Annotated in this window: 15 protein-coding genes; 6 read left to right on the top strand and 9 right to left on the bottom strand. The window is 67.7% G+C overall.

What is annotated here, in order from left to right; translation table 11 throughout:
* Position 1: 1 nt before the first annotated feature.
* Positions 2–322, bottom strand: coding sequence for a hypothetical protein (locus V6M63_RS20010; RefSeq protein ID WP_332744745.1), 321 nt, complete (start codon positions 320–322; stop codon positions 2–4).
* A gap of 130 nt (positions 323–452) precedes the next feature.
* Entirely contained in the window at positions 453–1,652 is a 1,200-nt protein-coding gene (locus tag V6M63_RS20005) for a hypothetical protein (protein WP_332744743.1), read from the bottom strand.
* 524 nt (positions 1,653–2,176) lie between these two features.
* On the opposite strand from V6M63_RS20005, the gene V6M63_RS20000 reads away from it, so the two are divergent.
* Positions 2,177–4,339: an FAD-dependent oxidoreductase gene (locus V6M63_RS20000; protein WP_332744741.1), complete on the top strand. Its 2,163-nt coding sequence runs from the start codon at positions 2,177–2,179 to the stop codon at positions 4,337–4,339.
* Positions 4,340–4,409: 70 nt separating this feature from the next.
* On the top strand, positions 4,410–5,621 hold the full coding sequence (locus V6M63_RS19995) for an FAD-dependent oxidoreductase (RefSeq protein ID WP_332744739.1): 1,212 nt from the start codon (positions 4,410–4,412) through the stop codon (positions 5,619–5,621).
* Here V6M63_RS19995 and V6M63_RS19990 read toward each other — a convergent pair.
* Positions 5,594–6,004, bottom strand: coding sequence for a low affinity iron permease family protein (locus tag V6M63_RS19990; protein ID WP_332744737.1), 411 nt, complete (start codon positions 6,002–6,004; stop codon positions 5,594–5,596). The genes V6M63_RS19995 and V6M63_RS19990 overlap by 28 nt on opposite strands.
* Positions 6,005–6,088: 84 nt before the next feature.
* Between V6M63_RS19990 and V6M63_RS19985 the strand changes: the two genes are divergently transcribed.
* The gene (locus tag V6M63_RS19985) at positions 6,089–6,922 is read left to right on the top strand and encodes a DUF4399 domain-containing protein (protein WP_332744735.1); all 834 of its coding nucleotides are present in this window, start codon (positions 6,089–6,091) and stop codon (positions 6,920–6,922) included.
* Positions 6,923–6,943: 21 nt separating this feature from the next.
* Here the strand turns inward: V6M63_RS19985 and V6M63_RS19980 are convergent, their stop codons facing one another.
* From V6M63_RS19980 to senB, 4 genes are read right to left on the bottom strand one after another with little or no spacing between them, the layout of a single operon-like run.
* On the bottom strand, positions 6,944–7,639 hold the full coding sequence (locus tag V6M63_RS19980) for a haloacid dehalogenase type II (protein ID WP_332744733.1): 696 nt from the start codon (positions 7,637–7,639) through the stop codon (positions 6,944–6,946).
* Positions 7,636–8,019 (bottom strand): RidA family protein, encoded by a 384-nt coding sequence (locus V6M63_RS19975; RefSeq protein ID WP_332744731.1) that lies wholly within the window; start codon positions 8,017–8,019, stop codon positions 7,636–7,638. The genes V6M63_RS19980 and V6M63_RS19975 overlap by 4 nt, the downstream gene beginning before the upstream one ends.
* A 3-nt stretch (positions 8,020–8,022) precedes the next feature.
* A complete protein-coding gene (gene selD, locus V6M63_RS19970) occupies positions 8,023–9,096 on the bottom strand; it encodes a selenide, water dikinase SelD (protein ID WP_332744729.1) in 1,074 nt (357 codons plus the stop codon).
* A 48-nt stretch (positions 9,097–9,144) separates the two neighbouring features.
* Entirely contained in the window at positions 9,145–10,113 is a 969-nt protein-coding gene (senB, locus tag V6M63_RS19965; RefSeq protein WP_332744727.1) for a selenoneine biosynthesis selenosugar synthase SenB, read from the bottom strand.
* A 22-nt stretch (positions 10,114–10,135) separates the two neighbouring features.
* On the opposite strand from senB, the gene senA reads away from it, so the two are divergent.
* Positions 10,136–11,305: a selenoneine synthase SenA gene (gene senA, locus V6M63_RS19960; RefSeq protein WP_332744725.1), complete on the top strand. Its 1,170-nt coding sequence runs from the start codon at positions 10,136–10,138 to the stop codon at positions 11,303–11,305.
* A gap of 3 nt (positions 11,306–11,308) precedes the next feature.
* Here senA and V6M63_RS19955 read toward each other — a convergent pair whose 3' ends face one another.
* Positions 11,309–12,103 carry an AraC family transcriptional regulator gene (locus V6M63_RS19955; RefSeq protein ID WP_332744723.1) on the bottom strand — a complete coding sequence of 265 codons (795 nt, stop codon included), beginning with the start codon at positions 12,101–12,103 and terminating at the stop codon, positions 11,309–11,311.
* Between the two features lie 96 nt (positions 12,104–12,199).
* Between V6M63_RS19955 and V6M63_RS19950 the strand changes: the two genes are divergently transcribed.
* Positions 12,200–13,150 (top strand): DMT family transporter, encoded by a 951-nt coding sequence (locus V6M63_RS19950; protein ID WP_332744816.1) that lies wholly within the window; start codon positions 12,200–12,202, stop codon positions 13,148–13,150.
* A gap of 92 nt (positions 13,151–13,242) precedes the next feature.
* On the opposite strand, the gene egtD is transcribed toward V6M63_RS19950, so the two are convergent.
* Positions 13,243–14,244 carry an L-histidine N(alpha)-methyltransferase gene (gene egtD, locus V6M63_RS19945; protein ID WP_332744722.1) on the bottom strand — a complete coding sequence of 334 codons (1,002 nt, stop codon included), beginning with the start codon at positions 14,242–14,244 and terminating at the stop codon, positions 13,243–13,245.
* 157 nt (positions 14,245–14,401) lie between these two features.
* On the opposite strand from egtD, the gene V6M63_RS19940 reads away from it, so the two are divergent.
* A complete protein-coding gene (locus V6M63_RS19940) occupies positions 14,402–15,262 on the top strand; it encodes a putative selenate ABC transporter substrate-binding protein (RefSeq protein ID WP_332744720.1) in 861 nt (286 codons plus the stop codon).

Below are 15,262 nucleotides of genomic sequence, written 5' to 3'. Positions count from 1 at the left end.
TTCAGTTCATCTGCAGGTTCAGAATGACGGCGTTCTGGATCAGCACGTTCGCCCCCGAGTTCTGGATCACGACGGGCATGCCGCTCATGTTGGCGAAAGCGCCCGCGCTGATCGCGTTGTTGCCGGTGTTGACATGGCGCGCCGTGTTGTCGGCGGTGGTGCCGGTCAAGGTCATGTCGTTGCGCACGTGGGTGCTGCCGCCACGCTGGGCATCCAGCGTCGAGGTGCCCACGGGAGTCGCCACAAAGCCATGCTGCGCGGACTCAGGAGCCACTTGAGCGTTGGCATGGGGTGTCAGCAAGGATGCGGTGAGCAGACACAAGACTGCTCCATGGGGGCGGTGCGACATCATGGTTTGCCCTCGGTGGTTGATGAGGTTGGCAAACAACACCGCGCGGCTGCGCGTGCATGGGCGCCAAGCGCCGCGCGGTGTGATCTACGTCAGCGTTCGTTCAGTTGCCCACAGCCAGGTTGGCCTGCACATTCACGCTTTGCTGGACCAGCGAGGAGATCCCGCTGTTCTGGCTGGCGATCATGATGCCCGCGGCCGATTGCCCGACGCTGGTCATGGTGTTGGCCATGCTGAAGGTGCCGGCGTTCACGTTGTTCGTCCCGCCTGCACCACCCGTGCCGCCCGCGCCGTTGCCGCCGGTGCCGCCGTTGGCGGTGACGGTGCCGCCACTGCCGGCGCCACCGGTGCCACCGGTGCCGCTGCCGCCGCTGCCGCCGTTGCCCGCAGCGTTGGAGCCATTGCTGGCGCCGCCGTTGGTGGCGCTGCCGTTGGTGCTGGAGCCGCCGGCGCCGCCGGTGCCGGTGCCGGCCGTGCGTGTGCCACCACCACCGCTGCTGGTGGCGGTGCCGCCGGTGCCGCTGGAAGCGGAGGCGCCTGCAGAACCGCTGGTTCCACCCGCACCTCCATCGCCGTCGCCGTTGCCGTTTCCGCCGTTGGCCGAGCCACTGCCGCCGCCATCGCCCACGCCCCTGCCGTTGGCACGGGCTGAGCCGCCGCTGTCGTCGCCAGTGGCGCGCCCACCACGGCCGGTGCCACCGTTGCCGGCGGACGCGCTGCCGTTGTTGGCACTGCCGTTGCTGGCGTCGCCATTGGAGGCATCACCGCCCGCTGCGCCCACCGCGCCCACACCGCCTGCGCCGTTGCCACCGGTGCCCGAGCCGCTGGCGCTGCCGCCATTGCCCTTGCCGCCGTAGCCACCATAGGCTTTGCCGCCGTCGGCGCTGCCGGTGTTGTAGGCGTTGTTGCCAATGCCGTAGGCACTGTTGCCACTCACCGTGCCGTGCAGTTTGCTGGTGGCGGTGACGGTCGTCACGTTGAAGGCGTTGCTGAAGGTGCCTGTGGAGCCATTGTTCAGCACCGCCGAGCGTTCCGCATCTGCCGTGGCATTGCCGGAACGCTTGTTGACGCTGCTGTCGGCCCGGTCGGTGGTGGTGGTGGTGGTGTTCGTATTGGTATTGGTATTGGTATTGGTATCGGTGCTGGTAGTGGTGTCTGTGCTCGTGGTGGTGTCGGTACTGGTGCTGGTGCTGGTGCTGGTGCTGCCGTTGTCAGTGGTCTGATTGGTGGTGGTGTTGGCCTGCGCCACGCCGCTGATACCAAACGCAACCGCCATGGCCGAAGCCAGAAGTGTCTTCTTCATAGGTCCTCCGAAAGTTGAATGAAACGGGAACAGGGTTGAGTTGCGCAGGCGCAAATCGGATGGTGCTTCGCAACTTTGGTGCCACACGGGCGGGCAGATGCGGCGCAAGCCCTCCACCAGAGGGAGAACAGCGCGGCGACGGGACACCGCGTGGCCCTGCGCTCGGGACCTTGGTCAGCGGCTTCTGCAACAACTGTCACACGCTGTTGACGCGCCCAGGGACGCAGCCGAGGCTCGCAGGCTGGCCACCCCCAAGACACCTCACCGGGACCAGCGCCTTCGTGTCGCAACCGTGTGACACGGTTGGACGCTGGGGAACGCGTCCCGGCGGGTGAGCCAGGGACTTTTCCACAGGCACAACCCGTTGCGAGCGGGCCTCGAAGGACTGCCACAACTGTGTGACAGCGAGACCACCCTCCGGCTCCCAAGCCGGTTCTTTCCGAGTGGCGGCGGTGACCAGGGGATGGTGTAAGAATGCAACGGCCCCGGCGACCGACAGGTTGCAAACCCACACTGGAATTGTCGTGACCTTTCGAAAGCTCTTGTTGCTGGCCGCGGTGCTGCTGGGCACTGCGGCCTTTTTCTTTTTCGATCTGGGCCGTTTCCTCAGCCTGGACTACCTCAAACAAAGCCAGGCCAACTTCGAGGCGCTCTACACCGCCGAGCCGCTGAAGATCTCGCTGGCGTACTTCACCCTCTATGTGGTGGCCACCGCACTCTCGTTCCCCGGCGCGACCATCATCACGCTGGCCGGCGGCGCCATCTTCGGACTGTGGTGGGGCACGCTGCTGGTGTCGTTTGCCTCCAGCCTGGGCGCCACGCTGGCGTTTCTGGTCTCGCGCTTCGTGCTGCGCGACAGCATCGAGGCGAAGTTCGGCAACCGCCTGGCCGAGATCAACCGCGGCATCGAGAAGGACGGCGCGTTCTACCTGTTCACGCTGCGGCTGATTCCGGTGGTGCCGTTCTTCGTGATCAACCTGGTGATGGGCCTCACCAAGATGAAGGCGCTGACCTTCTACGCGGTGAGCCAGATCGGCATGCTGGCCGGCACGCTGGTGTATGTGAACGCGGGCACGCAGCTGGCGCAGATCGATTCGCTCCAGGGCATCCTGAGCCCGGCGCTGCTGGGTTCGTTCGTGCTGCTGGGCGTGTTTCCGCTGATCGCGAAGTGGCTCGTGGGTCTGCTGCAGAAGCGCAAGGTGTATGCGCGCTGGGCCAGCGCGAAGCCCGCGCGATTCGACCGCAACCTGATCGTGATCGGCGCCGGTGCGGGCGGCCTGGTGTCGGCCTACATCGCGGCGGTGGTCAAGGCCAAGGTCACGCTGGTCGAGTCCCACAAGATGGGCGGCGATTGCCTGAACTACGGCTGCGTGCCGAGCAAGGCGCTCATCAAGAGCGCGAAGCTGGCCCACCAGATGCGCCACGGCCAGACCTATGGCCTCGACAGCACCCAACCCACCTTCAGCTTCAAGGCAGTGATGCAGCGCATCCAGGACATCGTGCGCACCATCGAGCCGCACGACAGCGTGGAGCGCTACACCGGTCTGGGTGTGGAGGTGCTGCAGGGCTACGCGAAACTGGTGAACCCGTGGACGGTGGAGATCGCGCTCAACGACGGCAGCACGCAGACGCTCACCACGCGCAGCATCGTGATCGCCGCCGGTGCCAGGCCCTTGGTGCCGCCTCTGCCGGGTCTGGAAGACAGCGGCTATGTGACCAGCGACACGATGTGGGAGAAATTCGGCCAGCTCGACGACGTGCCCAAACGCCTGGTGGTGTTGGGCGGTGGTCCCATCGGCTGCGAACTCGCGCAGAGTTTTGCGCGCCTGGGCTCGCAGGTGACGCAGGTGGAGATGGCGCCGCGCGTGATGGTGCGTGAAGACGAAGAGGTGAGCGAACTGGCGCGCCAGGCGCTCATGAAAGACGGTGTGGACGTGCGCACCGGTCACAAGGCGCTGCGGGTGGACAGCAGGGACGGTGTGAAGGCCATCGTGGTGGAACACGCCGGCGCCGAGCAGCGCATCGAATTCGACGAGCTGCTGTGCGCCGTGGGCCGCAGCGCGCGCCTCACCGGCTACGGCCTGGAAGCGTTGGGCATACCCACGGACAAGACGGTGGAGACCAACGAGTACCTGCAGACGCTCTACCCCAACATCTTTGCCGCCGGCGACGTGGCCGGGCCCTACCAGTTCACCCACGTGGCGGCGCACCAGGCCTGGTACGCGGCAGTCAACGCGCTGTTCGGCGATTTCAGGAAGTTCAAGGCCGACTACCGCGTGATCCCCTGGGCCACCTTCATCGATCCCGAGGTGGCGCGCGTGGGCCTGAACGAGCAGGAAGCGAAGGAGCAAGGCATCGCGGTGGAGGTGACGAAGTACGGCATCGACGACCTGGACCGCGCCATCGCCGACAGCGAGGCGCACGGTTTCGTGAAGGTGCTCACGGTGCCGGGCAAAGACACCATCCTGGGCGTGACCATCGTCGGCACGCACGCGGGCGACCTGCTGGCCGAGTACGTGCTGGCGATGAAACACGGCCTGGGCCTGAACAAGATCCTGGGCACCATCCACACCTACCCCACGCTCTCGGAGGCCAACAAATACGCCGCCGGCGAATGGAAGCGCGCCCATGCGCCCCACAAGCTGCTGGCCTGGGTGGGCAGGTTTCACGACTGGCGACGCGGATGACGGCGCCCTGATGGGCCGACCTCCGCTGGACCGACCCCGCACCTTGACACGCCACGTACCATCGGAGCCCATGCACCACGGCATCAAGAAACTCCTCCTGCTCGGCGCCGGCCATGCCCATGTGCATGTGCTCGCCAGCCTGGCGCAGCACCGCCCTGCCGATCTGGACGTGACGGTGCTCACGCCCCATGCCTACCAGACCTACAGCGGCATGACGCCCGGCCACGTGGCGGGCCACTACGCCGAGGCCGACTGCCGCATCGAACTGGAGCCGCTGGTGCGTGCGGCTGGAGCGCGCTGGGTGCAGGGGCGCTGCACCGGCATCGATCCGGTGGGCAACACGGTGAGCGTGGCGGCGGCCGGCGGCGCGCAAGGCGTGCCCGCCATGCTGGGCTTTGATGCGCTGTCCATCGACACCGGCGCGGTGATCGACCGCGCGCGCCTGGAAGCCGACATGCCGGGCGCGGCCACCCACGCACTCGCCGTGCGGCCCATCGAAGCCTTCGCCCAGCTCTGGCCCCAGGTGCTGGCACTCGCACAGCAAAAGCCGGTGTCGCTCGCGGTGGTGGGCGCGGGCGCGGCGGGCATCGAACTCATCTTCGCCGCCGAGCAGGGCATTCGCCAGCAGGGCATGCCGGGCGCACGCTTCACGCTCATCACCGGTGGCCCGGAGGTGGCCGACAACTACCGTCCCGCGGTGCAACGCAAGGTGCTGCGTCAGTTGAAGCGGCGCGGCATCACGGTGCTGCGCGAAGCCTGTGTGGGCATTGGTCCAGGCGAGGTGATGCTGGGCAACGGCGCGCGGCTGGCCTGCGACGTGCCGCTGCTGGCCATCGGCACCCACGCACCGCCCTGGCTGCAGGGCAGCGGTCTGGCCTTGTCGGCATCCGGGCAGGTGCTGGTCAATGCGTTCCAGCAAAGCACCAGCCATCCCCATGTGTTTGCCGCGGGCGATGTGGCCAGCCGGGCCGATGAGCCGCACGCCAGAAGCGGTGTCTACGCGGTGCGCGCCGGCCCGCCGCTGGCGCACAACCTGTTGGCGTTTCACCAGCGCAAGCCCTTGAAGCCGCACCAGCCGCCCACGAACACGCTCAACCTGCTGTCGTGCGGCACCGGCCACGCCATCGCGAGCTACGGCCCGCTGAGCCTGGAGGGCGCCTGGGCCTGGCGCTGGAAGGACCGCATCGACCGGGGCTTCATCGAACGCTACCGATTGAACCCCACACCCCGAAAACCGGGCGCGGGTCCCGGCGCTCAGGCCTCGGGCGAACCGGTGTCCTGATCACCCCGCTCCAGGTCTTGCCTGGCCTCGCTGGCCAGCAACTGGTAGCGCCGTCGGAACTCGTCCAGGTTGTCCTGCTCCAGTTCTTCGAGATCCAGCAGCGCGTTGTGCGCGCCCCGGGTGGCGCGGATCAATTCATCGATCTTGATCTGCAAGGCTTCGGAATCGCGGTTCTGCGTGTTCTGGATCAGGAACACCATGAGAAAGGTGACGATGGTGGTGCCGGTGTTGATCACCAGCTGCCAGGTGTCGCTGAAGCCGAACAACGGCCCGGTGACCAACCAGACCACGATCACCGCGGCGGCGAGCGCAAACGTCTTGGGCCGTCCGCTCATTCGGGCAATGCTCTTCGCGAAGTTGGAATACCAGGCCCGATTGTTCATGTTGAAATCCCTCCTGTAACGTGGAGGCGGTCTCCCGCCACACGCAGCATTCTTCACCGCTTCATCACCCGACCATACAACGCCATGTCCACATCCCTGAACCGACTCGCGATCTCACTGCTGTCGAGCACGACCTTCCTGATCGCCCTCTCCGCCCATGCGCAGCCTGGCGCTGCACAGCCCGCCATCCCAGCGGGCACGCCGAAGGCACATCCGTGGCAGGCGGCTCCTCCCAGGTTGACGGCCGAGGCCTACTTCACCAACCTCAAGGACGGGGACCGGATCGAGACGCCGTTCGTGGCGAAGTTCGGCCTCACGGGCGGCTGGGGGCTGGCGCCCATCGCGCAGCCGGGCCGGGCCCGCAGCGGCCACCACCACCTGCTGGTCAACCGCGACCTGCCCTTGAATTTCAAGGAAGCCCTCCCGTTCAACGACCAGTACATCCACTTCGGCAAGGGCCAGATGGAAACCGTGCTCACGCTGGAGCCGGGCACCTACACGCTGCGCATGCTGCTGGCCGACCAGAAACACCTGCCTCACTTCGTCTTCAGCAAGCCCACGCGCATCACGGTGACGCGCAAGACCGGCGTCGACCCCAAGACCCTGTCGGTCAAGGGTCTGTCCATCGGGCTGGACCGCTCCACGCTGAGAAACCCGATGCGCGTGCAGTTTCACGCCTCGGCGCTCGAAGTGGCACACCGCTCGCAAGGCATTGCAGGCACCGGGCATTTCCGCCTGACCGTCACACCCGACGGCAACCGGGGCACGCCCGCCGTGCTCGAGTTTCCAGAAGGCCAGACCGAGGTGTGGCTGGCACCCCCCGCCGGCAACTACGCGCTTCAGCTGGATCTGATGGACAACCTGAACCCCGGCAAGACGCTGATCGAGCCGGCGCGCGCGACGGTGCGCGTCGAGTGATCCAACGGCGCTGACCGGCCTTCAGCAGCCCAATTGTTCGGCCAGGTGCACCAGGCTGCGGGCGTGGAAGGTGTTGGCCGCATCGGGCGACACGTCCTTGGGGTGCTTCGGCCCGAATTCCAGCGCCCGCTCGATGTAGGCCGTGCGCAGGCCGCAGGTCCGGGCCGCCGCGAGGTCTTCCTGGTGGGCGGCCACCAGCATCACGTCGGAAGGCGCCACGTCAAACACCCGGGCCACGCCGAGGTAGGTGGCCGGGTCGGGTTTGTAGGCCCGAAACACCTCGGCCGAGAGCACGCAGTCCCACGGCAGGCCGGCGCGCTTGGCCATGTTCGTGAGCAGGCCGATGTTGCCGTTGGACAGGCTGCAGATGGTGTGCCGGGCCTTCAGGCGCGTGAGCCCGGCCACCGTGTCGGGCCATGGGTCCAGCCGGTGCCAGACCTTGTTGAGGTGCTGCTTCTGCGCTTCGGTGAGCGAGGTCAGGCCGAACGTGGGCAACAGGTCGTCGAGGATCAGGCGGTGCAGATCGTCGATCAGCGTCCAGCCCAGTTCGCCCGAGCGCACCCGTTGCATGGCCGGCTGGTAGCCCGCGCGCCAGGCGAGCGCAAAGGCATCGGCATCCACCTGCGGATACAGCGCGGCCACCTCACGCACGATGCTGCCGTGCCAGTCGACCACGGTGCCAAAGATGTCGAAGGCGAGGATGGAGGCGGGGGTCATGGCTGCTTCATGGCCGTGACCTCGATCTCGATCTTCATGCGCGGATCGAGCAGGCCGGCGGTGATCATCATGGCCGCCGGGCGTGCCGCGCCCAGGTGTTTGCGCAGCACCGGCCAGCAGGCCTCGAAATCAGCCCCATCGGGCAGCACGTAGTTCACGCGCACCACGTCGTCCAGGCTGGCGCCCGCCTGCTTGAGCGCGGCGGCGATGTTCTGCATGCACTGCTCGGCCTGCTCCACCACGTTGTCCGAAATGGTCATGGTGGTGTAGTCGAAACCCGTGGTGCCGGAGACGAACACCCAGTCACCGGCGACCACGGCGCGCGAATACCCGATCTGCTCTTCAAACGGCGAGCCGGAGCTGATGCGTTGGCGCGCCATGGCTCAGCGCACTTCCAGGCGCACGCCGTCGGCCGCGGGCGCCACGATCTCGCCGATGTCGGTCGCGCCGGCAAAGCCGTGCTTCTCGAAGATCGCCAGCACCGCTTGCACCGCTTCGGGTGCGCAGGCCACCAGCAGGCCACCGCTGGTCTGCGGGTCGGACAACAAGGCCTGGTCCACCGGCTGCAGGCCGGCACCCAGGCGCACCTCGTGGCCGTAGGCGGCCCAGTTGCGGCCCGAGGCACCGGTGACCATGCCGGCGGCGGCGAGCTCGCGCACACCCGCGATCAGCGGCACACGGGCCATGTCGATGCGCACGGTGGTGCTGGAACCGCGCGCCATTTCCATCACGTGGCCGGCCAGGCCGAAACCGGTGATGTCGGTGAGCGCGTGCACGCCGTCCAGCGCCGCCAGATCGGGGCCCGGGGTGTTGAGCTGGGTGGTGTTGGCGATCATCTGTGCGTAGCCCTCGGTGCTCAGCGCGTCCTTCTTCAAGGCGGCCGAGAGCACGCCCACGCCGATCGGCTTGCCCAGGATCAGGTGGTCGCCCACCTTCGCGTCGGCGTTGCGCTTGACGCGCTTGGGGTGCACCAGGCCCAGGGCCACCAGGCCGTAGATGGGCTCGACCGAGTCGATGGTGTGGCCGCCCGCGATCGGAATGCCGGCGGCGCGGCACACGTCCTGCCCGCCTTGCAGGATCTTGCCGATGGTCTCGGTGGACAACACGTTGATGGGCATGCCGACCAGGGCCAGCGCCATGATGGGCGTGCCACCCATGGCGTACACATCGCTGATGGCGTTGGTCGCGGCGATGCGACCGAAGTCGTACGGGTCGTCGACGATGGGCATGAAGAAATCGGTGGTGGCGATCAGCGCCTGCTCGTCGTTGAGCTGGTAGACGGCCGCGTCGTCCGCCGTCTCGATGCCGACCAGCAACGCCTTGGGCATCGGCATGGCCGCCGTGCCTTTGAGGATTTCGCTGAGCACGCCGGGCGCGATCTTGCAACCGCAACCGCCGCCGTGCGAGAGGCTGGTGAGGCGGGGTTGGGTGGCGGCGGTGGGGGTGGGTGCGTTCATGGGTGTCTCCAGAGAGAAGGGAAATCGGTGCCGATGGGGTGCGGAGCCTCAGTGCAGCTCGCGCAACAGGGCCAGCAGGGCGGCCTGCTCGATGCGCGGATCGAACAGCGGCGCGCGGGCCTCACATTGTGCTTGCAGGGCGGCCAGCCTGCCAGCCGGCTCGCCCATGCCCGCACGGCAGGCGCGCAAGGCCTGCACCAGCGCGGGCACATCGCCCGGCGGGAAATAGCCGCCGTAGTCGGCGCCCAGCATGCCCACGTTGCCGTCGATGCGCGAGGCCAGCACCGGCGTGCCACCGAGCACGGCCTCCATCAGCACATGGGCCCCGCCCTCCATGCGGCTGGTGTGCACCAGCAGGTGGGCGCGCTGCATGCGCGAGCGCGTGGCGCCATGCGACAGGCCACCGAGCCAGCGGTAGTGCGGGCAGGCCTGCGCGGTCGCTCGGGCAGCCTCGCCCAGCACGGGGTCGATCGCGGCACCGATGTGGTCGATGCGAATGCCCTCGTCGGCGCGCAGCAGGCGTGCCGCTTCAAACAGGGTCTGCGGCCATTTTTCGTCGCGCAGGTGGCCCACCATCACCGCCCGCAGGTGCGCCGTGGTCTTGGCCAGCGTCTGGCGGCGCGTGCCCGACTGGAACACCACCCGGCACTTGCCCCGCTGCGCCTCGGGCAGCGCCAGCGGCCCTTGCTCCTGCAGCACGATGAGCCGGTGCGCGAGGGCCAGCGAACGCTGGGCATCTGCGTCCGTCGCGATGTCGCGGTAGAGGTCGGTGCCGGTCAGCGCCAGCACCAGCGGGCGATCGGGATGCGACCGGGCCCAGGCGGCCACCGATGCGGCCGAGCGTCGCGCGTGCAGGGCCAGCAACACATCGGCCTCATCGCCCTCGGACCACGCCTTCGCGACCCTCACCCGATAATGCTCCGAGAGCATGCGCGCCCAGCGGCGCGCGGTTTGCCAGTTGCCGTTGTTGGCATCGGCCAGCGCCGGCGTGACGATGCACAGGGAAGGTTTTTTCATGGGCTTGAGCGAGACATCGATTGTGCGCGATGCACCTGCGCACGGACCGTCCACCGCCGACATCGCCCGCCACGCGGACCGGGCAGCGCTGGCGGGCGCGCTGGTGGATGCGCGCGAGCGCACGCTGCGACAGTTCACGGCGCTGGAGGCGGCGCTCGGCCCCGACCTGCCCGTGCCCTGCACGCCCGAGCTGAACCCGCCGTTGTGGGAGTTGGGACACGTCGGCTGGTTTGCCGATTGGTGGATCGCTCGCAACCCGCAGCTCGGAAGCGGTGTGCGGGCGGACCCGCTGGTGGCCCGCCGCGCCGCGCGTCAGGGCATGCGCGGCATCGAGGCCGATGCGCTGTACGACTCCAGCACCGTGCCGCACGACCGGCGCTGGCAGCTGGACCTGCCCGATGCCCACGCCACACGCGCCGACCTCTCGGCCAACCTGGAGCAGACGCTGGCGCTGCTGCGCGACGCACCCGACGACGACACCGGGCTGTACTTCTTCCGGCTCGCCCTGTTCCACGAAGACATGCACGCCGAGGCGGGCGTTTACATGGCGCAGGCCCTGGGCATCGACGTGGGCCACCGGCCCATGGCCGTGCGCGCGCAGCCTGGCGAAGCCAGCGTTTCCGCCACCGCCTGGCGCCTGGGCTGGGCCGGCCCGGGCTTTGCCTTCGACAACGAACTCGGCGCGCACGTGGTGGCGGTCAACGCGTTCGAGATCGACACCTGCGCCGTCACCTGGGCACGTTACCTGCCGATGGTCGACGCCGGCCTGGCCGCCGTGCCGCGCTACCTGCGGCGCACCCCCGGCGGTTGGCAGGTGCAGCGCTTCGGCACCTGGCAGGCCCTGGACCTGCAGGCCCCGGCCTGCCACCTCAGCGCGCGGGAAGCACAGGCCTGGTGCCGCTGGGTCGGGCGGCGCCTGCCGACCGAAGCCGAGTGGGAAGTGGCGGCGCACACGGTGCCGGGCTTCGCCTGGGGCGAAGTCTGGGAATGGACCGCGAGCACCTTCGCACCCTTTCCCGGCTTCAAGCCCCACCCCTACCTGGACTACTCGCAGCCCTGGTTCGATGGCCGCCCGGTGCTCAAGGGCGCCAGCACCGCCACCCACCCGCGCCTGCGCCACCCCAGGTACCGCAACTACTTCACCGCTGAACGCAACGACATCTTTGCCGGCTTTCGCAGCGTGCGCGCCTGAGCCTCATCGACCCTTGCGGTACCCATCAGGTGTTTCGCCAGTCAGGCGGCGGAACATCGCGATGAAGGCCGAGGTCGACGCATAGCCCAGGTCCTGGGCGATGTGCTCCACCTTCTCCCCGGCTTTCAGCCGGGCCATGGCCTTCACCGTGCGCAGCCGCTGCCGCCATTCGGCCAGCGTCATGCCCAGCTGACGCTGGCAGCGCCGCATGAGCGTGCGTTCGGTGGTGTGCACGAAGGCCGCCCACTCGGCCACCGACCGTGGATCACCGGGCGCCGCTTCCAGCGCCCGCAGCACGGGCGCGAGCAGCGGGTCATCCGAGGCGGGCAGATAGCTGCCCGTGACCGGAGCCACCTCCAGCTGGTCCAGCACCACCTGCAGCAGCCTGTCGTGCGACGCGCCCTGCGCCAGCGCGGGCGGTGTCTGCCGCAGGTGCTCCAGCAAGCCGTGCAGCAAGGGACTGACGCTGAGGGCGCACACCTGGGCCGGCATGCGGTCCGCGCGCTCGGGCACCACGTAGACCGAACAGAAGGACGTCTCCTGGCGGTTCATGCCGGTGTGGTCCACGTCCGGCGGCAACCACAGGCCGTATTGCGGCGGAATCAAATAGTGCTCGGTGGCGAGCTGCACCTCCATCACACCGCTGAAGGCGTAGACGAACTCACCCCAGTGGTGGCGGTGGTGCGGGTACGCCGCGTCGGCGGGCAGCTGCGCCGCGCGGAAGACGATCTCACCGGGCAGTGCGTCGGTGAATGGCGCGGTCTGCAAATGTCTGGCGGGGGCGCGGGCGCGCGGCATTTTGACGGTCCGGGGGGATGGTTTGTCTGATTCTCGTTATCTGCCGCGCAGCAGTCAAACGCACAATCACCCTCCGATCAACCCATGACTGCACCTGTGGACACCCGACAAGCCCTCGACGCCCGAGCCATCGGCCTCATGGTCGTGCTCTGCCTCACCTGGAGCCTGCAGCAGATCGCGCTGAAAGCAAGCGCACAGGACTTCTCGCCCATCCTGCAGATCGCGGTGCGTTCGGGCATCGCGGCGGCCCTGGTGGGTCTGCTCATGTGGCGCCAGGGCGAAGGCTCGCTGCTGGCCGGTGGCGCGTGGAAACCCGGCGCGGTGGCCGGTGCCTTGTTCGGCCTGGAATTCCTGCTGGTGGGCGAAGGGCTGGGCCACACCTCGGCCGCGCACATGGTGGTGTTTCTCTACACCGCGCCGATCTTCGCGGCACTCGGTCTGCAGTGGAAGCTGCCGTCCGAACGGCTGGCGCCAGCGCAATGGCTGGGCATCCTGATGGCCTTTGCGGGCATTGCCATTGCCTTTCTGCTGCGCGACACACAGGGCCACCAGGCCTGGTCGCGCATGCTCTGGGGCGACGCACTGGGTCTGCTCGGTGGGGTGGCCTGGGGCGCCACCACGGTGGTCATCCGCACCACGCGCCTGAGCGGTCTGCCGGCCACGCAGATCCTGCTCTACCAGCTGCTCGGCGCCTTCGCGCTGCTGCTGCCGGCGGCCTTCCTCATGGGGCACACCACGTTCAACCCCACGCCCATGGTCTGGGCCACGCTTGCGTTCCAGTCGGTGGTGGTGGCGTTTGTCAGTTTTCTGGTCTGGTTCTGGTTGATGCGCCACTACCTCGCCTCGCGGCTGGGCGTGCTGTCGTTCCTCACGCCCTTGTTCGGGGTGGTGCTGGGCGCCTGGCTGTTGAACGAACCCATCGAGTCCGGCTTCCTGGCGGGCGCGCTGCTGGTGCTTGCCGGGGTGGTGCTGGTGAGTGGTCACGCCTGGTTCGGCCAGCTGTGGCGGCGCATGATGGGCGAGAGACAGGGTTTGTCTGCTCCTTGATCCGGTTCGGGCCTCAACCACTTCCTGCCCAAGCCCTGCACCGCCGAAGTCATGCTCCGGCTGATCGACACGGTGCTCAAAGGCCAGGTCTGTCAGGCAGGCGCCCAGAACACGCTGAACCAGCCTTGGGCGTCGCTCCAATGGCGCGCCCGACCGAAGCCGGCGTCCTGCAGCAAAGCCTCGAAGGCCTCGGGCTGCCACTTGTACGAACTCTCGGTGTGCAGACGCTCGCCTTGCCCAAACACCCGCTCGCCGTCGGGCCAGCGCACGGTCTGCCGCGCGGTGGCTTCCAGGTGCATTTCAATGCGCGAAAGCGGGGCGTTGAACAAGCCCACGTGGCGCCAGGCCGCCGGCGCGAAATCGGCGCCGAGCACGCGGTTCACGTTGAGCAGGAGGTTGCGGTTGAAAGCCGCGGTGACACCCAGCGCGTCGTCGTAGGCGGGCTCCAGCACGGCCTTGGGCTTGACGCGGTCCACGCCGATCAGCAGGCCCCCGCCTTGGCCACCCGAGCGGCACACCGCATGCGCCTGTTTGAGCAAGGCGAGCGCCACTTCCGGGTTGAAATTGCCGATGCTCGAGCCCGGGTAGAACACCACGCGCGGCGCCTGCGCCGCAGGTCCGTCGGCCAGCCAGTCGGCCACGTCGGCGCCGAGCGCGAAGCGGCTTGAAAAATCCATGCCCAGGCCGAGCATGGCCAGCGACGGATGTTGTTTCTGCAGTTGCTGCAAGGTGTCGCGCAGGTAGTCCACCGAAATGTCGATGGCCACATAGGCGGTCGGACGCAGCACCGGAAACAGGCGCGCGGCCTTGGCGCAGCTGCCGGCGCCCAGGTCGAGCAGGATCGAGCCACCGGGCACCACGCGCGCCATGTCGGCGCCGTGCTGCTGGAAGATCGCCGCTTCGGTGCGCGTGGGGTAGTACTCGGGCAGCTCGGTGATGGCATCGAACAGGCGCGAGCCCAGGGCGTCGTACAGGAACTTCGGCGCAATGTTCGCGGGCGTCTCCAGCAGGCCGGCCACGAGCTCGGCACGCAGCGCGGCGCGGTCCTCGTGGTGGAGCTGGATGAAGGGTGGGGTCTGGGTCTGAAGGGACATGGGCGCTTTCGAGATCGGTCTTTATAGCGGAGGTGTGTTTCAAAGTCTGCGCGGCGACCCGGTTTCTTACAGGGTCTTGCAAAACTGACGGCCACTGCCAGGTTGGAGCAGGTCGGGTCTAATACGCCCTCCCCAATCCCTCTTCATCGGATTCACCATGCTCACAAACACCTCCCGCACCCTGCGCGCACTCTTCACCTGCGCCGTGCTGTCCCTCACCGCCGCCGCGCATGCGCAAGCCGTGTTTCGCGTGACCGCGATCCCCGACGAATCACCCACCGAACTGGCCCGCAAGGCAGCTCCGCTGGTGAAACACCTCGAAGCCACCCTCGGCATGAAGGTGGAGTTCACACCTGTGTCCGACTATGCGGCGGCCGTGGAGGCGCTGGTCAACAAGAAGGTTGACCTGGCCTGGTTCGGCGGCTTCACCTTCGTGCAGGCCAATGCACGCTCAGGCGGCAAGATCATTCCGCTGGTGCAACGCGAAGAGGACGAGCAGTTCAAGTCGGTGTTCATCACCAGCGAACCCGGCATCAAGACGCTCGCGGACCTCAAGGGCAAAGACGTGAGCTTTGGTTCGCAGAGCAGCACGTCGGGCCACCTCATGCCACGCAGCTTCCTGCTGCAAGCCGGCGTGGACCCCGACAAGGATTTCAAGCGCGTGGCGTTCAGCGGTGCACACGACGCCACCATTGCGGCCGTGGCCTCGGGCAAGGTGCAGGCTGGCGCACTCAACATCTCGGTGTGGGAGCGCTTCGTGGCGGACAAGAAGGTCGACACGACCAAGGTCCGCGTGTTCTACACGACCCCGCCGTATTTCGACTACAACTGGTCGGTGCACGCCGACATGCCAGCGGCCACGCGCGAAAAGTTGACGCGGGCCTTCCTGTCGCTGAACAAGACCACACCCGAAGGCAAGGACATCCTGGAGCTGCAGCGCGCCACCCGCTTCGTGCCCACCAAGCCCGAGAACTACAAAGGCATCGAGGCTGCAGCGCGCAGCGCCAGCCTGCTCTGA

This window comes from Hydrogenophaga sp., from assembly GCF_036675665.1.
Classification (GTDB): Bacteria; Pseudomonadota; Gammaproteobacteria; order Burkholderiales; family Burkholderiaceae_C; genus Hydrogenophaga.
The sequence above is the reverse complement of the archived record's forward strand: the minus strand, read 5'-3'. Positions and strand labels throughout refer to the sequence as shown.